This is a genomic window from Acetobacterium sp. (genome assembly GCF_041752335.1).
Taxonomy (GTDB): domain Bacteria; phylum Bacillota; class Clostridia; order Eubacteriales; family Eubacteriaceae; genus Acetobacterium.
Genome location: NZ_JBGSHG010000122.1, coordinates 1 through 19,905, shown reverse-complemented (window position 1 = coordinate 19,905; position 19,905 = coordinate 1). Strand labels below are relative to the sequence as shown.

Here is a 19,905-nt window from a genome sequence, read left to right as displayed (position 1 = left end):
TGAAATTTGAAAGGTGAAGAGATGAGAGTAAAAATCGTAGATGTTGCAAAAGAAGCAAACGTTTCCGTTGCAACAGTATCCCGAGTTGTTAATAATATTCCGTTAGTAAACGAAGAAACAAAGGAACGGGTATTGGAAGCCATCAAAAAAACCGGCTACAAACCCAATGCCATTGCCAGAAGTCTAAAAATTCAAAAAACCAATACCATGGGGATCATGATCCCAGATATTACCAATCCCTATTATACTGAGATCGTCCGTGGGGCCGAAGATGTTTGCGGCATCTATCATTATAATATCATTTTAAGTAATACCGATTTTGATCCGGAAAAAGAAAAAAAATCCCTGAATGTGCTGGTCGAAAAACAATGTGATGGGATCATCTATGTTGGCAAAGATCTTAGTGCTGAAATGCAGGCCGAACTGATTGATGCCCCCAGCGAAGTAGTTTTAGGCTGTATTCCTGATGATAGTGGCAATCTAAGCGGCGTTTTGATTAATAATGAAATGGCCGCTTATGAATTAGCCACCGAGCTGATAAAAATGGGCCATAAAAAATTCATGCTGTTTTTTGATGAGCTTGAAGAAGGCTATATTTATCAAGAAAGAAAAAAAGGTTTTATCAAAGCCTTTGAAGAAAATAACATTGAATTTGATGACAGTCGCATTCTGAGAGAAAAGCTGAGTCTTTCAGGCGGCTATACGATGATGCAGGAAGCTATTAATACAGGGGTCGATTTCACCTGTGTCTTCTGTTTTAATGACCAGACTGCTCTAGGGGCGATTCGCTGTGCTGAAGAAATGGGCAAAAAAATTCCTGACGACATTAGTATCTGTGGTTTCAATAACTTCTGGATTGCCGAATGGACCAGACCGCAGATTACGACGGTTGCCCAGCCGATGTACGATATCGGAGCCATTGCCATGCGGATGCTGATCAAATTATGTGAAAAAGACGGCGATCGCACTGTGAAAAATGTTTATGTACCCCATGAAGTTCATATTCGAGGTTCGGTCAATGAGCTTAAGAAATAGCAAGGTCTTCCATGAAATACATTGATTGGAAAGAAACGGACCCACAAACAAACCTGGCCTTTGAAGAGTATGTTTTTAATCAAATGGATAAAAACGAAAGTTATTTTCTCTTGTGGCAGAATGATAACGCGGTTATTGTGGGAAAACATCAGAACACCATTGAGGAAATCAACCAGGAGTACATCAGGGCGAACGAGATCAAGGTGGTTCGCCGTCTATCCGGGGGTGGAGCGGTTTACCATGATTTAGGAAATTTGAATTTTACCTTCATTGTCAATGAGGATGGTCAGCAACAATTTGATTTTCAGACCTTTACCCGTCCCCTGGTGGATGCCCTTAAAAATTTAGGGGTTAATGCAGAATTCAACAGCCGAAATGATATAGCCATCGATGGAAAAAAGTTTTCCGGCAACTCCCAGTACGCGAAAAGGGGCCGGATTCTTCACCACGGCACCATTTTGTTCAATTCAAATCTGGCTACCATCCAGAGTGCTCTAAAAGTAAAGAAGGACAAGATCGAATCCAAAGCGATCAAATCGGTTAAAAGCCGGGTCACCAACATTGCTGACTACCTGAACGAAGGTTACAGCCTTGATGATTTTAAAGCGGCACTGCTGAAAGCGATGTTTGAAAATGATGATTTGGAACAAATCACGCTTTTAGAGGAAGAAATCCAGGCTATCGAACAATTAAAAGCTGAAAAATATGCAACCTGGGATTGGAATTATGGAAAATCCCCCCAATATAACCTGAGAAAAGAACGAAAGTGCGACTTCGGTCTGATCACGTTGCTGCTCCAGGTTGTCAAGGGTGAAATCAAAGAGATTCATTTTTATGGCGATTATTTTGGCAATGGGGATATTCAAGAATTGGAAGCCCTGTTTACAGGGGTCAAGCCGACTGAAGAAACATTGTTGGAAGTATTGAAAAATATTGAACTGACCGATTATATTAATGGTCTGGATTCAAAAACACTAATTGATTTAATTTTATATTAAACACAGCAATTAGGCATTAGAATAGCTGGTCAGCGTGATTGATTTTGGATCATACTGCGTTGACCAGTTTTTTCTATTGACCATGAAGAAAGGAAGTTCATTGGAATCAAATATTACACGGATTAATTATAATGGCAAAGAAATTATTTTAATCGGAACGGCGCATGTTTCCAAAAACAGTGTCGATGAAGTCCGGGAAACGATAAAAATGGAGCAACCCGATTCCATTTGTATCGAATTGGATCAACAGCGCTACGAAGCAATCAACCAGAAAGACAAATGGTCGAATACCGACCTGGTTCAGATCATCAAAAGCAAACGGGCCGGTTTTATGTTTGTCAATATTCTGCTGTCCAACTATCAGCGAAAACTGGCTGAACAGTTCGGGATCGAATCCGGTCAGGAAATGATGGAAGGGATCGCCTGTGCAAAGGAGTACGGCGCGGAACTGGTATTGGCTGATCGCAGCATCCAGATTACCTTCAATCGGATCTGGCGGGGATGCAGTTTATGGGAAAAGGTCAAGGTGCTTTTTTCGATTGTGCTCAGCGTGGTGGATGATGAAGAAATTACTGAAGAAGATCTGGAAAATCTAAAATCAGATGATATGCTGACAGCTGCTCTTTCAGAAATGGGTTCGGCGTTTAAAGGTGTTAAAAAATATCTGGTCGATGAACGGGATCAATATCTGGCTTATAAAATAAAAAATGCCCCAGGAAATAAGGTTGTGGCAGTTCTTGGGGCTGCCCATGTGCCGGGGATAAAAGAAGAAATATTTAAAGACCAAAATATCGCAGAGTTGGAGGTTGTGCCTCCTAAATCCAACGTCGGAAAGGTGATCGGCTGGATGATACCCATCATTCTGCTGGTGCTGATTGCAGTGACCTTTATCGCTAACCCCAGTTCCGGCTGGGCGCAGGCAAAAACATGGATCCTTTGGAATGGTACTTTATCAGCTTTGGGAACCTTAATTGCCGGTGGGCATGTCATCTCGGTGCTGACAGCTTTTATTGCAGCACCGATTACCTCATTGAATCCATTACTGGCAGCTGGTTGGTTTGCCGGTATGACCGAAGCTCATTTTCGGAAACCAAAGGTGGAAGATTTTGAATCCCTGCCCAAAGATCTTGGTAGCATCAAAGGCCTTTGGCGAAATAAGGTTACTAAGGTATTGATGGTTGTGGTCTTCGCCAACCTTGGAAGTGTATTGGGAACCTGGTTGGGGGGACTCAATATCATCGGGATTTTTATCAATACTTTTTCATAAGATATGAATAAAACTCCTCTAAGCTCGTTTAAATATGCATCGGGTCTTAAAAAAACTTGTTAATGTTTACAAAATAATATATAATAAACAACATTAGGAATTTAGAAAGGAGAAGACTATGAAAAGAAAATTATTAGGTCTATCACTGGTTGTTTTACTGTTATCGGCACTTGTTCTGACTGGATGTTCCACCGGAGGATCCAAAACATCAGAAGATGCTTTAGCGGATGGCGTGTTAAGTGTGGGTGTAGATGATACCTACCTGCCAATGGAATTCAGAGATGATCAAAACGAACTTGTTGGGTTTGACATTGACTTCGCAAATGCTTTAGCAGAGGAATTAGGGGTTAAAGTGGAATTCCAGACAGTTGCCTGGGATGGTATTTTCAATGGCTTAAATGCCAAACAATATGATGCCATTATTTCAAGCACAAGTATTACACCAGAACGTCTTGAAGGCTTCAGCATGAGTGATCCTTACGTTGCCAACGGGATTGTAATTGTGTCAAGAAAAGATGCAACTCCAGTTAAAACTTTCAAAGAACTTGAAGGAAAAACCCTGGGTGCTCAAATTGAAACCACTGCTGATATTGCAGCAGAAAAATTAAAGCTGGATGAAGGCGTCAATGTTGAGATTAAAAAATTTGACGGTATGCTCGATGCATTCGCAGCGCTTCAAGGAAAACAAATCGATAACGTCATTACCGACGTCGGGGTAGCAATGTACTATGTTGCCCAAAATCCTGATCTGTATGTGGTCAGCTCTGATGTTTTAACCAATGAACCGATTGGAATAACCTCACGCTTGGCAGATACAGCTACAACTGAAAAGTTTAATGAAGCTATTAAAACATTACAGGAAAGCGGCAAGATGACAGAAATTTCGATGAAATGGTTTGGTCAGGATATGACAAAAGATATCGATACCAAACTGGTTGTCATTGAATAGGATTTCCAATAACTAAATAAATTAAATGGAATAGGACTTGGTACAGTTTCTGTGACAAGTCCTGTTCATATGTTTACAGGGTGACAGATCACGGGTTCTTCGATGATGATAATCATTTTAGACCCAAAAGAAGCAAGTCAACCTGTGTGTTTCTAAGATATAGTCTGAGCAAATATCCGTGAGGGTTGTAGACAAAGTAATTAAGCTGTTAATGTCTTTTTCAGTGATGCGGATTAATATTTTTAGGTATGGTTGAAAAAGGTTTTGTCTGCAGTCTGACATGGGTCAGAGTTCAAATTTCTATGACGGAGGGAAGATCAACGTGTTAAATGAAACCCAATTATGGGCAATTTTTGATGGAACCATTGTAACTTTAGAGATTGCAATTGTAGCAATTATTTTTGGTGCGATTTTTGGCGTAGTTGTCGCTCTGGGGCGGCTCTCGAAAAATAAGGCAGCCAATGCGCTATCATGGTTTTACATCTGGTTTTTCAGAGGAACGCCAATGTTGCTCCAATTATTTATTATTTATTATGCCATTCCGATTATTTATCTGGATGCGACGGGGGCAACATTCACAGTTAATCCTATGATTGCAGCTTTTGTAGCTTTTTCTTTAAATGCTACAGCATATCTGGCAGAGATTATTCGGGCGGCCATTGAATCTATCGATGGTGGGCAAATGGAAGCGTCAAAAGCTTTGGGAATGAGCTATCGCCAGGCAATGACAAAGATTATTATTCCCCAAACCTATAAGAGACTGGTAGCGCCCTTGGGCAACGAGCTGATTATGCTATTAAAAGATACCTCTCTGGTATCGACGATCGCGTTATTTGATTTATTAAGAACCACAAAAACAATGGCAAGTGCAACTGGGTCATGGATTTACTACATTTATGCAGCCGCCATTTATCTATTCTTAACAACGATTATCCAGGTAGTATTTGATAAGATGGAAAAGAAACTGGGAATTTACGAAAGATAGGGAAATGAATATGAGTATGGTAAAATTAGTAAACGTACGAAAATCCTTTGGAGATTTGGAAGTACTCAAGGGTATCAATCTTGAGGTTTTACAAGGCGAAGTAGTCTGTATAATCGGTGCCAGCGGCTCCGGAAAAAGTACCATGCTGCGTTGCCTTAATCAACTGGAACGGATATCAGACGGAGAAATTTATATTGAGGATGTGCTTACCGATAAACGCGCCAACAATAAGGATCAGATGAAGATAGATCCGGTGACGGTGCAGTCGTTGTGTGCTGACTTGGGCATGGTTTTCCAGAGCTTTAACCTGTTTCCTCATCTGACGGTAATTGATAATGTGACTATTGCCCCTCTGATTGTAAAAAAAATTGATAAAAAAATAGCTGAAACAAGAGCCTTAGATCTACTTAGTATGGTTGGTCTATCTGAAAAAAAAGACGAATACCCCTCTCGTTTATCCGGCGGTCAGCAACAGCGGGTGGCCATTGCCAGAGCCTTGGCCATGGATCCCAAAATCATGATGTTTGATGAACCGACATCAGCGCTTGATCCCGAACTGGTTGGCGAAGTTCTGGCAACTATGCGGCAACTGGCTGAAAAAGGGATGACAATGCTCATTGTTACCCATGAGATTGGCTTTGCCCGGGAAGTGGCAGATCGGGTTATTTTTATGGATGGCGGTGTGATCTGTGAAGAAGGAACCCCCGAAGAAGTGCTTCTTAATCCCAAAGAAGAGCGAACCAAAAGCTTTCTCAATAAAATTTTATAAATAACCCATATAACCCATAAAAAATTGTCGTTTCGACAATTTTTTTTTATTTGCTTTACAATACATGTCGTGATACAATCATCACATGCAAACTTTTGGAGGGATCAAAATGTTACTGGCAAATTATCATGTTCATTCAGATTATTGCGATGGCAAGAATACCCTTGAAGAAATGGTGCAAGCCGGAATTGCGGCAGGACTAACCAGTTTGGGTCTGTCAAGTCATTTTCCTCTGCCATTTACCAATAACTGGACAATGAAACAAGAAAAATTAGAGAATTATCTGGATGACATCAAAAATCTGAAAGAAAAGTATGCATCACAAATTGAACTTTACCGCGGCATGGAAATCGACTTTTTCATCGACCGTCAGGATATCAGCGATCTTGCCAAAGCCGTATTGCCCCGGCTGGACTATACCATTATGTCCATTCATACCCTGGGAAAAACAACCGGGGATGATGTTTCCTATATTGATGAATCCCAACGGGATTTTGCGCGGGGTATCGAAAAATATTATCAGGGTGATAATCAGGCGTTTATTTATGACTATTATCGGGGTATTAAAAATATGGTGAAAACCTTTGAACCCGATATCTTGGGGCATATTGATCTCATCAAAAAATACAACCAGAACAATTGCTTTTTTGATGAGAATGATAACTGGTATCAGGATACGGTTCGTTCCTGTCTCGATGGGATTGCCGAAACGAAGACGCGGATGGAAATTAATACCGGCGCAAATATGCGGGTTCCCGGGGTGGGACGTTATCCCTCTGATTGGATGATATCCGAAATGAAAAAACGACATATTCCCATCACAATCGGAGGCGACAGCCACTGCGTTGAGGGAATTGTCTATGGGTATAATCAGGCAGAAGTGTATTTAGAAGAATGTGGCTATCACGAATATTGGATACTAAAAAAAGGCCGATGGGAAGCACAGTCTCTGGGAGTGTAACATGGATAAGCTCGATCGAAATAAAATCCTGTACATTCTCATCGTGCTTGTTTTTTTGGGCGTTTTTTGGGGTTGGTATCATTTTAGAGAGGTCAACGATGCGACAATGCGGATATCGGATTCCATCTCCTTAAATGAAGATAAGGGCGAAGAGCACAAATCGGATCAGGGCGAAGTGATGGTCCATATCACAGGTGCTGTTAATCAGCCCGGTGTGGTTTTGTTAAATCAGAATGCTCGTCTGATTGAGGCTATTGAATTGGTGGGGGGGTTAACAGAAACCGCCGATGTCAATTCTCTTAATTTGGCCAGAAAATTGCAGGATGAAGAAAAAATTCATATACCCACCATTGGCGAAGTTTCGGAACCTGGGTCGGTCAGTGAAGATACGAAAATCAATATTAATACGGCCAGCCTGGAAGAATTGAAAAGTCTGCCAGGTGTAGGGGATGTTATTGCTCAGGGGATTATTGATTACCGGGAAAAGCATGGCGGTTTCAAGCAATTGGAAGAATTAAAGAATGTCACACGGATTGGTGATAAAATATATGAAGGATTATTCGAGTCAATAGTTATATGAAAAAGGTTACATACAAACATAATGATAAAAAATTATCAGAATAGTTTAAAAAAATAATTTATCTGTTTACAATATAATGATATGTGTTATACTTAATAACAGAAACAGTTTAAGGGGTTGAAGATGGAGTTATCAAACAGACAAAAAGAAATAATTGAGATTGTAAAAGAAAGGCAACCCGTAAAAAGCAACGAAATTTCGGAGCTGCTCAATATCAATCGGGCGACGATTCGACCTGATCTTAAAATACTGACCATGATGGGTATTTTAGAAGCAAAACGAAAAGTCGGCTATTATTATACGGGGCGGTCACTTTTGAATATTTTGGGTAGTTATATTAAAACTATCAATGTTATGGACATTCAAACGGAGCCGACAGTTGTTGAGGAAACATCATCAATCTACGACGGCATTATTACTATGTTTACAAAAAATGCCGGCACCTTGTATGTGGTTGATGGGAAGTATCTGTCCGGGATTGTGTCCCGAAAGGACTTTATAAAGGCCATGATTGGAAGAAAAGAGGTAGAATCGCTGCCGATCCCCATGATCATGACTCGGATGCCTAATATCATCTATCTGGAACCAACTGAAACCGTGTATGATGCCGCCTACAAAACGATGTTTTATGAGGTTGAATCGCTTCCCGTTGTTACAAAAGAAATTGACGAAAAGGGTGCTTCACGTTTAGTTTTGATTGGCAAGGTCTCCCGAACAAATATTACCCGCTATGTGGTGAACATGGGGAAAAGTGTAGAATAAAGAGGTTGAAAATTGAAGAGCATTGTAATTTTCGTCGTTTCCGATACACCCACCGAAATTGGTGAACTGCTGGTAAAAGCAGGAACAAGTGTATTTGAAAATTCCATCCGTGAAGTACGGTTTCATCCCTTTGTGGATGATAAACTGAGTATTGACTACCTGTTGGATTTGGCTAAACAGGAAAATGGATTGGTGGTGTATCGTTTTGCATCAATCGAACTAAAGCATCATATGGAAACAGAATCTGAAATTAAGGGTGTACCAATATATGATGTCATGGGGTCTTTGATGGAGACGCTGAGAAGTATTACCGGTGAAGAACCGGTCAGAAATCTGAGGGCTAGTCGGGAACTGGATGCTCATTATGTGAAAAAAATTGAAGCCATCGAGTTTGCTGTTAAATACGATGACGGTAAAAACACGTCTGACCTGGATCTGGCCGATATTATTCTGATAGGGGTATCTAGAACATCAAAAACACCAATCAGTATCTATTTGGCCAACAATAATTACAAGGTCGCTAATATTCCGTTAATGCCAGAGGTTGAACCGCCAAAGGAATTATTTGAGATTTCAAACAATAAAATATTTGGGTTGATTCTGGATCCGAATCATCTGGTGAATATCCGATCAGAAAGAATCCGGGCCATGGGGCTCACCGGAACATCAAGCTATGGAAGTTACGAAAGAGTAATGTTGGAGTTAGAAAAAGCACAACAGCTTTTCGATAAATTAGGGTGTACTGTCATTGACGTCACATCAAAAGCAATTGAAGAAATTGCAGCTATAATACTTGCAAATATAATGAGGAGGTAGAGGAAATGTCAAAAAAATGGGTTTATTTGTTTAAAGAAGGTAATACGAACATGAAGGAACTGCTAGGGGGGAAGGGTGCTGGTTTGGCAGAGATGACAAACATCGGTTTGCCAGTTCCAGGAGGCTTTACCGTTACCACCGAGGCCTGTACTGAATATTACAATCAGGATAAAAAACTTTCCGATGAAATTGTGGGTCAGATTAATGACTACATGAGTGTTCTGGAAAAAGAATGCGAAAAAGAATTTGGCAATGTCGAGAATCCTTTACTTGTTTCGGTTCGTTCTGGAGCTAAGTTCTCCATGCCGGGAATGATGGATACCATTTTAAATTTAGGACTTAATGATGAAACTGTAGCAGGTATTGCTAAAGCAACTGGCAACGAACGTTTTGCTTTTGACAGTTATCGCCGTTTTATTCAAATGTTTGGGGATGTAGTTCAGGAAATTGGCAAAGAAAAATTTGATCATGTTCTGGAAGCGGCCAAAGAAAAAAATGGCTACAAAGACGATACCGAACTGACCGCCGACGATCTCAAAGAAATTGTTCTTGCCTATAAAAAAATAGTCAAAGATGAAACCGGAGAAGATTTCCCCTTGGATCCCAAAGAGCAATTATTGATGGCCATCGAAGCAGTATTCAGATCATGGAATAACAACCGGGCCATCAGCTACCGAAATATGAATGATATTCCTCACGATATTGGCACCGCTGTCAATGTTCAGTCGATGGTTTATGGTAACATGGGAAATGATTGCGGAACTGGGGTAGCATTTACTCGAAATCCCGCCACCGGACAGAAAAAACTGTTTGGTGAATTTTTGATCAATGCTCAGGGCGAAGATGTAGTGGCCGGAATCCGGACACCTAAAGATATTGATGAACTGAAAGATATTATGCCAGCAGTCTACAAACAATTCCATGAAACCGCCGAATTACTGGAAAACCATTATAAAGACATGCAGGATATCGAGTTTACCATTGAAAAAAGCAAGCTCTATATGTTGCAAACACGAACCGGTAAGCGAACGGCTGCTGCCGCCATTTGTGCTGCCGTAGAAATGGTCGAAGAAGGGCTGATCACAAAAGAAGAAGCCATTCTGCGACTCGATCCTATCGCCTTGGATCAACTGCTGCACCCGACCTTTGAAGCAGCCGCATTAACAGCAGCTGAACTGCTGGCTACTGGTCTGCCGGCTTCACCGGGAGCCGCCACCGGTAAAATTTACTTTACCGCTGAAGCGGTTTGTACCGCTGTCGCCAATGGTGAAGAAACGCTGCTAGTCAGAAAAGAAACATCACCGGAAGATATTGAAGGCATGTATGCCGCCAATGGGATTTTAACAGCCCGAGGCGGAATGACCTCTCATGCGGCGGTTGTCGCCCGGGGGATGGGAAAATGTTGTGTAGCCGGATGCGAATCAATCAAGGTGGATGAGGCGGCCAAACAATTTACAGTCGGCAATCAAGTTTTTAAAGAAGGGGATTACATCTCTTTAAACGGAAGCACCGGCAGTGTATACAAGGGTGGCATTAAAACCGTCACTCCAGAGCTGTCAGGACATTTCGGACAAATCATGGCCTGGTCGGATGAATTCAGAACACTGAAAGTCCGAACCAATGCTGACACCCCTAAAGACGCTTCCGTTGCTGTCGGTTTTGGGGCAGAAGGCATCGGCCTGTGCCGAACCGAGCATATGTTCTTTGATGAATATCGGCTACCAAGCGTCCGCCGGATGATTCTTTCAGAATCAAAAGAACAGCGGGAAAAAGCCCTGGCGGAAATTCTACCGATGCAAAAAGAAGACTTTATCGGTATCTACAAAGCCATGGAAGGGCGACCGGTTACCGTCCGTTTGCTTGATCCACCACTTCATGAATTCCTGCCGAAAGAAACCAAAGATATCGAAGCACTGGCAGCGGATATGGGCTTTGCGGTGGAAGATATGATTACCGTTATTCAGGGATTGGAAGAATTCAACCCGATGCTGGGTCATCGTGGGTGTCGTCTGGCGATTACCTATCCTGAAATTGCTGAAATGCAAACCCGGGCCATTATGGAAGCTGCTATTGAAGCAAAAGAAAAATTTGGCTTCAATGTGATCCCGGAAATCATGATTCCCCTAATTGGAATTAATGAGGAGTTAACCTACCTGGACAAGGTGGTAAGGAATACCGCTGAAGTGATTAAAGCTGAGAAAAAATCGGATATCGAATACCTGGTGGGGACCATGATGGAAATTCCCCGGGCCACCCTGATCGCCGATCAAATTGCCGAAACCGCTGAATTCTTCTCATTTGGAACCAACGATCTGACCCAAATGACCTATGGTTTCTCCCGGGATGATGCCGGTAAGTTTATTACCGATTATAAGGAAAAAGGCATTCTGCCAAATGACCCATTCCAGAGCATTGATGTCGAAGGTGTTGGTAAACTGGTTGAAATGGGTGTGACCCTGGGCCGTAAAACCAAGCCTGATCTTAAAATCGGGGTTTGCGGCGAACACGGTGGCGATCCCAAATCGATTTTCTTCTTCCACAGGGTTGGATTAAGCTATGTTTCCTGCTCACCATTCCGGGTGCCAATCGCCCGTCTGGCCGCAGCTCAGGCCGCTTTAAGCAACAACAAAAGTGCCTTTACCGACAAATAAACACTCAAGAAACCCTTCGGGGTTTCTTTTTTTTAGAAAAAGTTCTATAATAAAGAAGAATACGGATTAAATAATAAAAATAGAAATAGAGGAACACGATGAAAATTTTAGTATGTGGCGGGGCCGGATATATTGGATCGCATGTGGTAAGTGTGCTGGTGGATCAGGGCTATGAGGTGGTGGTTGTGGATAACTTTTCAACTGGGCACCCGGGAGCTGTACCCCAAGAGGTGATTATCGAAGAAGGTGATATTCGGGATCAGGATTTTCTCAGCCGGGTCTTTCAGGACCACCGGATTGGCGGTGTCATGCATTTTTGCGCTAATTCCCTGGTGGGAGAGTCGATGGAGCAACCAATCAAGTATTATCATAATAATGTCTATGGCACTCTTTGTCTGCTGGAAACGATGGTGGAACATGGGGTTAAGCGCTTTGTCTTCTCATCCACCGCAGCTGTTTATGGGGAACCCGATGATAGTCCCATTACTGAAAGCAGCACTAAAAATCCCACCAATACCTATGGTGAGACAAAACTGGCGGTAGAAAAAATGCTTCAGTGGATGGATATGGCTTATAGCTTAAAATCCATGACCTTCCGTTATTTTAATGCCGCGGGTGCCCATCCCAGCGGAAAAATAGGCGAAGATCACAATCCCGAAACTCATTTAATTCCGTTGATTTTGAAAGCGGCATTGGGACAGCGGGAAAAAATAAGTATTTTCGGTGAAGATTATCCGACTCCCGATGGTAGCTGTGTCCGGGATTATATCCACGTCATGGATATTGCCTTTGCCCACATTTTGGGGATGGAGAAACTGCTGGCCGGAGGCGAAAGTAATGTTTATAATTTAGGGGATGGCAAAGGTTTTTCCGTTAAAGAAGTCATCGCCAAAACAAAGACGCTGACCGGAAAATCGTTTACCGTGGAAGTAGCCGGTCGAAGAGCCGGAGATCCGGCCGAACTGATTGCCTCATCCCAAAAAGCCCGGCAAGAATTGGGTTGGACCCCGACCCATTCAGATTTAGACAATATCATAAAAACAGCCTGGAAATGGCATCAAAACCGCCCCCAGGGCTACGGTGAATAAACTTGTTTAAAATCCAGAATAGTCAACAGCTTAATAATTAATCGTTATGGTTAGGTTCAGAAGCGATCAGATAAAAAACAAAATAAGTTAGAATTCCAGGGTGCTGAAATACTCGGCTGCGGTTAGATCCATGGTAGCCAGGAGTTTTTCAATGCCCTTTAATTTTACCGAATAGTGCATTTCCACACCGATCTTTTGATTCTCAAGAATTCCAGCTTCCCGGAGTATTTTCAGGTGTTGGGAAAGATTGGCCTGACTGTAGTCAAATAACTGATTCAGCACGCATACACATTGGGGTTCTTTTAATAAAAATTTTACGATTTGTAAGCGAACCGGATGTCCCAACGCTTTGAAGATTTTTACTGAAACATCATCAGCATTCATAAATTGCCTCTTTTCTGTTAATCTTCTCTGGTAGCATCATAAAACTTGAAGCCGCCAGAGAGATTATAAACGTTTTTAAAGTCGTGGTTAAGTAAGATATTCTGGGTTGCATTGCCAGTTGTCCCCTTATTACAATAGGTAATCACCGGCTGGTACGGATCAAGCTGATTAAGTTTGTTCCGTAGCTCTTCATGGGGGATGTTTTCTGCCTCTGCCAGATGACCGGCAGTATATTGTTCAGTTATTCGGGTATCAATGATCTGAACGATTTCCCCATTATTCAGTTTTTTTTTAAGTCATGAGGGGTTATCAGTTTTCGCCCTTTATTCAGGGCGTTATCCAGGATCATACCGGTATAGTGAACCGGATCTTTGGTAGTTGAAAACGGCGGAGCATAGCCTAAATCCAGATTGAAGATTTCAGCTGCGGTAGCGCCATAGGTAATCAGGGTGACAAAGATATCCAGACGTTTATCGACACCTTCATATCCGATGATCTGGACCCCCAGGAGTTTTTGGGTGGCCCGGTCGGCTATGGCTTTGATTAGCATTTCCCGACCACCATAATAGTCGGGCTGATTGGGTTTGATATTATGAGAAATTTCGATATCGTAGCCGGCGTTGCGGGCTTCGGTTTCCGACAAACCGGTACTGCCGATACTGATATCAAAGATCTTAAAAATACCGGTGCTCAGATTGCCGGGGTAAATCACATTTCCACCGGTAATATTATCACCGCAGATGCGACCGGTTTTATTGGCGGTTGAACCCAGCGGACGATAATGGGGATTTTTCGTAACCGTTGACCAGGTTTCAATACAGTCGCCGCAGGCGTAAATATCAGTGTCGATGGTCATCATCCGCTCGTCAACCCGGATGGCACCGGTAACACCCAACAGTAAACCGGCTTCCCTGGCAAGGCTAACATTGGGTTTAACCCCGGTGGCGACAATAATCATTTCGCCCGCAATCAGGGTACCGTTTTCCAGAACTACGCCCTGGCTGGTGGTTTCCACCACATTGGCATTTTTAAACACCGGAATTTCTTTTTGACTCAGCATTTTTTCAAGATATAGAGACATATCCTCATCAAGGTTTGGGGTCAGTTTACCAGCCCGTTCCACCAGGGTTACCTTAATGCCGCATTCCATTAGATTTTCCATCACTTCAAAACCAATAAAGCCGGTTCCCACTACCACGGCGGTTTTGGGATGATGACTGTTCATAAAAGCTTTAATTTTCAAGGCGTTTTGGACATTTCTGAGAAAAAAAACATTATCCAGATCGATTCCCTTAATCGGCGGTACAAAAGCTTGGGCACCGGTGCTGAGAATCAGTTTGTCATAGGGATCTTCGAATACAGTTCCGGTTTCCAGGTTTTTAACGACAACCGTTTTGCCGGGGATGTTAATTTTCAAGACTTCATGCCGGATGTGGACATCAATATTGTATTTGGATTTAAAAAATTCGGTTGTTCTTGGGGTCAATTCCATAATGGAAGAGACTTTTCCGCCAATAAAATAAGGAAGACCACATCCGGAATAAGAAATATCCTGATCTTTTTCGTAGATAATTATTTCAGCCGAATCATCATTTCGCCGGGCTTTTGCTGCGGCAGACGTGCCCCCGGCGACCGCCCCTATGACTATAATTTTCATGGTTTTCTCCTTTATTTAAATCAGAATGTTTTTCGTAGTATTGAGAAATAAAAATATTTTACCTAGTCGTAATATTATATACATTATAATCAATCAATGATTCAAAAGCAATGATGTTTTCATGATTCCTGCTATGAATAACAGTAAGAAAACCGGTCTAAAGAGTAATTATACAGTTTTTTTTCCTTGGATAAAAATTTACCCCAGGAAATCAGTTCACATATTCAAAAAAAGTGCTAAAATAGTCTAGTTGAGAACTAAACTGCTACAAATAATCAGTATTACAATTGATGAAAATTTGTTATAATGAATAAGAGAAAAACTTTGAAAAAGAACAGATGAGGAGAAAAAATGTTAAAGCTTGAGAATATTTCATTTGAAGTGGAAAATGAAAAAGAAATTTTGAAAGACGTTAATTTAACGATTGAAAAAGGTAAATTTATCGCCATAACCGGACCTAACGGTGGCGGAAAATCAACGCTGGCCCGAATTATTTCCGGGGTTTTGAAACCGACCAAAGGTAAAATAACATTTTATGGAGAAGACATAACCAATTTATCGATCACTGAACGGGCGCAAAAAGGTATCAGCTTTGGATTTCAGCAGCCAGTGCGGTTTAAAGGAATCACCGTTCATGACCTGATCAACATTGCTAAAGGAGAAAATCTATCAGCATTGGATGCTAGCCATTATCTGACTGACGTTGGTCTATGTGCCAAGGATTATATTAATCGGGAACTCAATGATGGGTTGTCTGGAGGTGAAATCAAACGAATTGAAATTGCCACCATTATTGCCAGAAATACGGCTTTATCTATTTTTGATGAACCGGAGGCAGGTATAGATTTATGGAGTTTCAATCATTTAATAGATGTGTTTATGAAAATGCACAAGAATGAAGAGCGGTCCATTGTTATTATTTCTCATCAGGAGCGGATTCTGGACGTGGCTGATGAAATTGTGGCGATGGTAAATGGTGCCATTGTTAAGCGGGGTGCCAAAGAAAGCGTATTACCGGAGCTCCTCCATTGTGAAGATCCCAAAAATTGTTTATACTGTCCAGAAATATTGGAGGCATAAAGATATGAATGATATAGCAAAAAAATTATTAAAAGAAGTCAGCGGCTTGGATGAAATGCCAAAAGGGGCTTATAATATTCGTGAAAACAGCAAAACTGTGTCCCGACAGTCCAGTGAAAACATTGAGATCGTCAGCAAAGAAGATAAATCTGGTATCGATATTATTGTTAAACCCAATACAAAATCAGAAAACGTCTTTATCCCGGCGCTGGTTTCATGTAGCGGGGTTCACGATCTGGTCTATAATGATTTTTTTATCGGCGAAAATGCTGATATCACCATCATTGCCGGCTGTGGAGTCAGCACCGGAGACAGTTGCGACGGATCTGAGCATAACGGGATTCATCGGTTCTTTCTGGGAAAAAATTCCAAGGTACGATACGTTGAAAAACACATTGGCGAAGGAACAGGAACCGGTAAACGGGTTATTGATCCGGTCACCGAGGTGATTCAGGAAGAAGGCAGCTACATGGAAATGGAAACAACCCAGATCAAAGGGGTTGATTCCACCCGACGCTTTACCACCGCCAAACTTAAAGATGGCGCAAAGCTGGTTATCAAAGAAAAACTGATGACCCATGGTGAACAATTTGCCGAATCCAAATTTGAAGTGGATATGGATGGCGAAGATTCCAGCGTCAATCTGATTTCCCGTTCTGTCGCCCGGGATTATTCCCGACAGACCTTTATTTCAAAAATTAACGGTAATACCCGCTGTATGGGTCACTCCGAGTGTGATGCGATCATCATGGACCATGGCGTCGTCAGTGCGATTCCGGAAATAACCGCAAACAGTTTGGATGCCACCCTGATTCATGAGGCGGCGATCGGAAAAATTGCCGGTGATCAGATGATTAAGCTGATGACTTTGGGCTTAACCGAAGGGGAAGCCGAAGCAAAAATTATTGATGGTTTTTTAAATTAATTTATCCAGATACTGAGAACCTCTGATTAGTGAGTCAGAGGTTCTTTTTTTAACGGATCTGAAACAAGCTGAATATAAACGTCGCAATCGGGTAAGAAATCATGTAGTTATCGAAATTCTGACATTAAGATTCAGTCAGCGACGATATAAAAGTAATAAGTGCTATGTTAAACTGATAAATAGAATTGAGATTCTTAAGGGGAAACGCATCATGAATAGAAATATGGACATCAATACCCTTCGACCAGAGAAAAAATTAAACCAAAGCATTTCCAAAATTCGGGCGTGGGCTTTTGATTATTTATTAAAACCATCGACCTTGGGAGTGCTTGTTTTATTTGTTCTGCTTTTAGTGGTCTTGTTTTTACCCCCGGTCATCGGGATGGCCGATGACGGCAGCACAGCTGCGATTATTTCAGGTAGCAATCTCTATAATCTCGGCGAGCTCAGCCCCAAAGAAGCTATTTTATTTTTCCAAAAAAACTGGGGCATTATGGAATATTACAACGATTTTGGGATAGCCCAGATTACCTCTCAGACGCCCTTTCTTGAGGCCGCAAAAAATCTGGATATCGCCTATACCTGGGATTGGCGGTTTGATATACGATTTTACGGCGCTGTCATCGCGTTGTTTTATCTGATCGCGATGTACTTTTTATTTGAAACTGTTACCTATGGCAAGCGCGCCAAATGGACCTATGTCATTGTTGGTCTGGGGGTGATTATTTTCGGGGATACGGCCTACACCGCCTGGATCAATTCGTTTTACCCCCAGGCACTCAGTTTTTTTCTGGTAATCATTCTGGGATCTTCACTTATTTTAATGGGGCAGGAAAAACTGAATGATTATCTCCTGATCGGCTGTTTTTTCTTAAGTGCGCTGTTGCTTTGTCTTTTGAACCAGCAATATACTTTGCTGGGACTTTTTCTGGGAATTCTGGGGATCAATCTCAAATATGTGGATAAAAAAAAACACTATCAACGAATCTGTGTTATTTGCGGTACCCTGCTGATGCTATCGTCGCTGGCAGCATTTTTTGTCATGCCCAATGGACTGACAAAGCTAAGTGCTTACCATAGTATGACCCGGGGGGTATTGATGACAGCCGAAAATCCGGAGCAAGCCCTGGAAGAATTTTCAATCAATCCCCAGTACGCCGTTTTAACCGGAACCTCCTATTATCAGGCGATTTCGCCGGAAACCATGGACAGCCAGGAGATGGAGAATGCTTTCTTCAGTAAGGTGAACCCCACTGGAGTGGCGATTTATTATCTCGCCAATCCCGGCCAATTATATGAAATGTTCAATCGCTCGGTGGACAGCAGTTTTAATATCCGGCCAGCGTGGCTCGGCAATTACGAAACAACCGCGGGCTATCCGCCGGGAGCCCAGACCAGTTTTTTTACCGCCTGGAGTTACTTTAAAGCCAATTACCTGCCGGGGAATTTTGGCTTTATCATCATCTGGATGGGGATCCTTATTGGGGTTTACGTCCGCTTTTTCAGAAAAGGTATTATCGAAAAAAACGAACGCAATACCCTACGTTTTGTGGGACTGATGACCTGGCTGTTCATCGGACTCTGGGAATTGTATGTCGCGATTATCACCTCCGGGGATACCGATACCCTGGGTCATTTATTTATTTTTTCGCTGATCTTTGATCTGATTTCATTCGTTATTCTGGGAAAATTCATCCATTGGCTCGCAAAACAATTGCGAAAGGTTGATTGGAAGGCTCGAAAGCAGGCGTTTTTAAACCGGAACAAGAATAAGAACAAAGATCAGGGGGGATATCGATTATGAAAAGGAGTATTCTAATTTTAATTACTCTGGTTTTAATTGTTCTGCCGATGTCAGTGGTTTATGGAGAGGAAGCGATTAATCAGGAAAATTGCAACTTAAACACAAAGGATGTGCTAGTGATCTATGACCAGTTAGCAGTGGACACGATTAACCGCAATAATCTCAATTCAGTGGAAACTCTTTTGAGCACCCTGTCCCGAACGGCGGAAATAGTTGCCATCGATGATTACAGCGCTGGACGGATGTCCGACTATCAAAAAGTGATCGTCTTAAAAAACACAGATAACCCCATCGCCAACCCGACTTTTAGTAATGATTGTCAGAATTATTCCGGAGCACTGCTTTATATCGGCTTTGCTGCTCCGGGACTGATCCCCGGTCTGGACAGTTTTCCGATTAGCCGTCAGATGGGGCGGACGGTGTCTGTAAATCTTAATGGCTTGGCAATCAACAGCATCTGGATCGATGATTTACGGGTGATTGATGAACAGCCTGGTTCCGAAGAAACGACCATCGGGGTTGGGACAGCCGCCTATCCGTTTTCAAAAACCATGGAGCGGCTGACCTATGTGCCGACCTTGATTGGTGATCCGGGGTTTACTCTGGGCCTGGGGCAAATCCTGAAAGACTGGTTTGGGTTGGCAGCAACGACCCAGATGACGCTGTTAATCCCGGATATTTATCCCTTTTCTGATTTAAATATGGTCATCGAAACCAGTGATGCTTTTTACGCCAGCGGTATCCCCTTTGCCCTGGGGGTGGTTCCCATCGATGATAACATGGATTTTCCGGCTATGGCCCGGTTTTATCAGGTGCTGCGATATGTACAGTCAAGAAATGGTACCATCATTGTCCACCGCCCCAGCCCCATTACCGTCAGCGACGGCAATGCGATGCTATCGGGAAAAATGTATGCGGTCATCACCAAAATGGTCGAAAATGGCGTCTATCCTCTCGGTCTGACAACTGGAGAAAGCCTGTTCTTTGATGAAGTCAGCAACGTTAATCCCTTAAATCTTTTTTCATCAGGGATTATCCTGCCGGATTCTGGTATTACTGAGCCAGGTAGCAAAGAAACCTGGGCGCTGCGTTGGGCCAGCCTGGGAATCAGTCTTGAAACGATTGCCGGTACCAGCAGCCAGAATCGCAACTTTGGCAATTATCCCATTAATACCACCATTATTATGCCGCTGC

The 19,905-nt window shown here is 42.3% G+C and carries 19 protein-coding genes; 16 read left to right on the top strand and 3 right to left on the bottom strand.

Going from position 1 to position 19,905, the window contains the following annotated elements; translation table 11 throughout:
- Positions 1-21: 21 nt before the first annotated feature.
- The 12 genes from ACEW8F_RS14865 to galE all read left to right on the top strand — a co-directional run bounded on the left by ACEW8F_RS14865 (position 22) and on the right by galE (position 12,861).
- Complete coding sequence (locus ACEW8F_RS14865) at positions 22-1,035, top strand: LacI family DNA-binding transcriptional regulator (RefSeq protein ID WP_373484249.1); 1,014 nt, start codon at positions 22-24, stop codon at positions 1,033-1,035.
- An 11-nt stretch (positions 1,036-1,046) separates the two neighbouring features.
- Positions 1,047-2,033, top strand: coding sequence for a lipoate--protein ligase (locus tag ACEW8F_RS14860; RefSeq protein WP_373484248.1), 987 nt, complete (start codon positions 1,047-1,049; stop codon positions 2,031-2,033).
- 100 nt (positions 2,034-2,133) lie between these two features.
- Positions 2,134-3,300: a TraB/GumN family protein gene (locus ACEW8F_RS14855; protein ID WP_373484247.1), complete on the top strand. Its 1,167-nt coding sequence runs from the start codon at positions 2,134-2,136 to the stop codon at positions 3,298-3,300.
- A 118-nt stretch (positions 3,301-3,418) separates the two neighbouring features.
- A complete protein-coding gene (locus tag ACEW8F_RS14850) occupies positions 3,419-4,249 on the top strand; it encodes a transporter substrate-binding domain-containing protein (RefSeq protein WP_373484246.1) in 831 nt (276 codons plus the stop codon).
- Positions 4,250-4,571: 322 nt separating this feature from the next.
- Positions 4,572-5,234, top strand: coding sequence for an amino acid ABC transporter permease (locus tag ACEW8F_RS14845; RefSeq protein ID WP_373484245.1), 663 nt, complete (start codon positions 4,572-4,574; stop codon positions 5,232-5,234).
- A gap of 10 nt (positions 5,235-5,244) precedes the next feature.
- Complete coding sequence (locus ACEW8F_RS14840; protein WP_373484244.1) at positions 5,245-6,003, top strand: amino acid ABC transporter ATP-binding protein; 759 nt, start codon at positions 5,245-5,247, stop codon at positions 6,001-6,003.
- A 109-nt stretch (positions 6,004-6,112) separates the two neighbouring features.
- Positions 6,113-6,964 (top strand): histidinol-phosphatase HisJ, encoded by an 852-nt coding sequence (hisJ, locus tag ACEW8F_RS14835; protein ID WP_373484243.1) that lies wholly within the window; start codon positions 6,113-6,115, stop codon positions 6,962-6,964.
- Between the two features lies 1 nt (position 6,965).
- Positions 6,966-7,544 carry a helix-hairpin-helix domain-containing protein gene (locus tag ACEW8F_RS14830; protein WP_373484242.1) on the top strand — a complete coding sequence of 193 codons (579 nt, stop codon included), beginning with the start codon at positions 6,966-6,968 and terminating at the stop codon, positions 7,542-7,544.
- A gap of 123 nt (positions 7,545-7,667) precedes the next feature.
- A complete protein-coding gene (locus ACEW8F_RS14825) occupies positions 7,668-8,306 on the top strand; it encodes a helix-turn-helix transcriptional regulator (RefSeq protein WP_373484241.1) in 639 nt (212 codons plus the stop codon).
- Between the two features lie 12 nt (positions 8,307-8,318).
- On the top strand, positions 8,319-9,122 hold the full coding sequence (locus ACEW8F_RS14820; protein ID WP_373484240.1) for a pyruvate, water dikinase regulatory protein: 804 nt from the start codon (positions 8,319-8,321) through the stop codon (positions 9,120-9,122).
- A gap of 5 nt (positions 9,123-9,127) precedes the next feature.
- Positions 9,128-11,773, top strand: coding sequence for a pyruvate, phosphate dikinase (gene ppdK / locus ACEW8F_RS14815; protein ID WP_373484239.1), 2,646 nt, complete (start codon positions 9,128-9,130; stop codon positions 11,771-11,773).
- Between the two features lie 98 nt (positions 11,774-11,871).
- Positions 11,872-12,861 carry a UDP-glucose 4-epimerase GalE gene (gene galE, locus ACEW8F_RS14810; RefSeq protein ID WP_373484238.1) on the top strand — a complete coding sequence of 330 codons (990 nt, stop codon included), beginning with the start codon at positions 11,872-11,874 and terminating at the stop codon, positions 12,859-12,861.
- Between the two features lie 87 nt (positions 12,862-12,948).
- Here the strand turns inward: galE and ACEW8F_RS14805 are convergent, their stop codons facing one another.
- Genes ACEW8F_RS14805 through ACEW8F_RS14795 form a run of 3 tightly spaced genes read right to left on the bottom strand, consistent with a single transcriptional unit; the run spans position 12,949 to position 14,902 of the window.
- Complete coding sequence (locus ACEW8F_RS14805; protein WP_373484237.1) at positions 12,949-13,245, bottom strand: ArsR/SmtB family transcription factor; 297 nt, start codon at positions 13,243-13,245, stop codon at positions 12,949-12,951.
- Between the two features lie 17 nt (positions 13,246-13,262).
- The gene (locus ACEW8F_RS14800) at positions 13,263-13,490 is read right to left on the bottom strand and encodes a rhodanese-like domain-containing protein (protein WP_373484261.1); all 228 of its coding nucleotides are present in this window, start codon (positions 13,488-13,490) and stop codon (positions 13,263-13,265) included.
- Between the two features lie 35 nt (positions 13,491-13,525).
- Positions 13,526-14,902 (bottom strand): FAD-dependent oxidoreductase, encoded by a 1,377-nt coding sequence (locus ACEW8F_RS14795; RefSeq protein WP_373484236.1) that lies wholly within the window; start codon positions 14,900-14,902, stop codon positions 13,526-13,528.
- Positions 14,903-15,253: 351 nt separating this feature from the next.
- Here ACEW8F_RS14795 and ACEW8F_RS14790 point away from each other — a divergent pair, with 351 nt between their 5' ends.
- From ACEW8F_RS14790 to ACEW8F_RS14775, 4 genes are all read left to right on the top strand, one after another.
- Positions 15,254-15,982, top strand: coding sequence for an ABC transporter ATP-binding protein (locus ACEW8F_RS14790; protein ID WP_373484235.1), 729 nt, complete (start codon positions 15,254-15,256; stop codon positions 15,980-15,982).
- Positions 15,983-15,986: 4 nt separating this feature from the next.
- Positions 15,987-16,907 carry a SufD family Fe-S cluster assembly protein gene (locus tag ACEW8F_RS14785; RefSeq protein ID WP_304886092.1) on the top strand — a complete coding sequence of 307 codons (921 nt, stop codon included), beginning with the start codon at positions 15,987-15,989 and terminating at the stop codon, positions 16,905-16,907.
- A gap of 211 nt (positions 16,908-17,118) precedes the next feature.
- Entirely contained in the window at positions 17,119-18,711 is a 1,593-nt protein-coding gene (locus tag ACEW8F_RS14780; RefSeq protein ID WP_373484234.1) for a hypothetical protein, read from the top strand.
- Positions 18,708-19,905: DUF2334 domain-containing protein (locus ACEW8F_RS14775; protein WP_373484233.1), on the top strand; the 1,198-nt coding region annotated here is incomplete at its 3' end. The genes ACEW8F_RS14780 and ACEW8F_RS14775, both read left to right, overlap by 4 nt.

Bases quoted from the DNA above. Each gene is read 5' to 3' on its own strand.
- ACEW8F_RS14865 (WP_373484249.1), top strand. From the start codon at position 22: ATGAGAGTAAAAATCGTAGATGTTGCAAAAGAAGCAAACGTTTCCGTT.
- ACEW8F_RS14860 (WP_373484248.1), top strand. From the start codon at position 1,047: ATGAAATACATTGATTGGAAAGAAACGGACCCACAAACAAACCTGGCC.
- ACEW8F_RS14850 (WP_373484246.1), top strand. From the start codon at position 3,419: ATGAAAAGAAAATTATTAGGTCTATCACTGGTTGTTTTACTGTTATCG.
- ACEW8F_RS14840 (WP_373484244.1), top strand. From the start codon at position 5,245: ATGAGTATGGTAAAATTAGTAAACGTACGAAAATCCTTTGGAGATTTG.
- hisJ (WP_373484243.1), top strand. From the start codon at position 6,113: ATGTTACTGGCAAATTATCATGTTCATTCAGATTATTGCGATGGCAAG.
- ACEW8F_RS14830 (WP_373484242.1), top strand. From the start codon at position 6,966: ATGGATAAGCTCGATCGAAATAAAATCCTGTACATTCTCATCGTGCTT.
- ACEW8F_RS14825 (WP_373484241.1), top strand. From the start codon at position 7,668: ATGGAGTTATCAAACAGACAAAAAGAAATAATTGAGATTGTAAAAGAA.
- ppdK (WP_373484239.1), top strand. From the start codon at position 9,128: ATGTCAAAAAAATGGGTTTATTTGTTTAAAGAAGGTAATACGAACATG.
- galE (WP_373484238.1), top strand. From the start codon at position 11,872: ATGAAAATTTTAGTATGTGGCGGGGCCGGATATATTGGATCGCATGTG.
- ACEW8F_RS14805 (WP_373484237.1), bottom strand. From the start codon at position 13,245: ATGAATGCTGATGATGTTTCAGTAAAAATCTTCAAAGCGTTGGGACAT.
- ACEW8F_RS14795 (WP_373484236.1), bottom strand. From the start codon at position 14,902: ATGAAAATTATAGTCATAGGGGCGGTCGCCGGGGGCACGTCTGCCGCA.
- ACEW8F_RS14790 (WP_373484235.1), top strand. From the start codon at position 15,254: ATGTTAAAGCTTGAGAATATTTCATTTGAAGTGGAAAATGAAAAAGAA.
- ACEW8F_RS14785 (WP_304886092.1), top strand. From the start codon at position 15,987: ATGAATGATATAGCAAAAAAATTATTAAAAGAAGTCAGCGGCTTGGAT.
- ACEW8F_RS14780 (WP_373484234.1), top strand. From the start codon at position 17,119: ATGAATAGAAATATGGACATCAATACCCTTCGACCAGAGAAAAAATTA.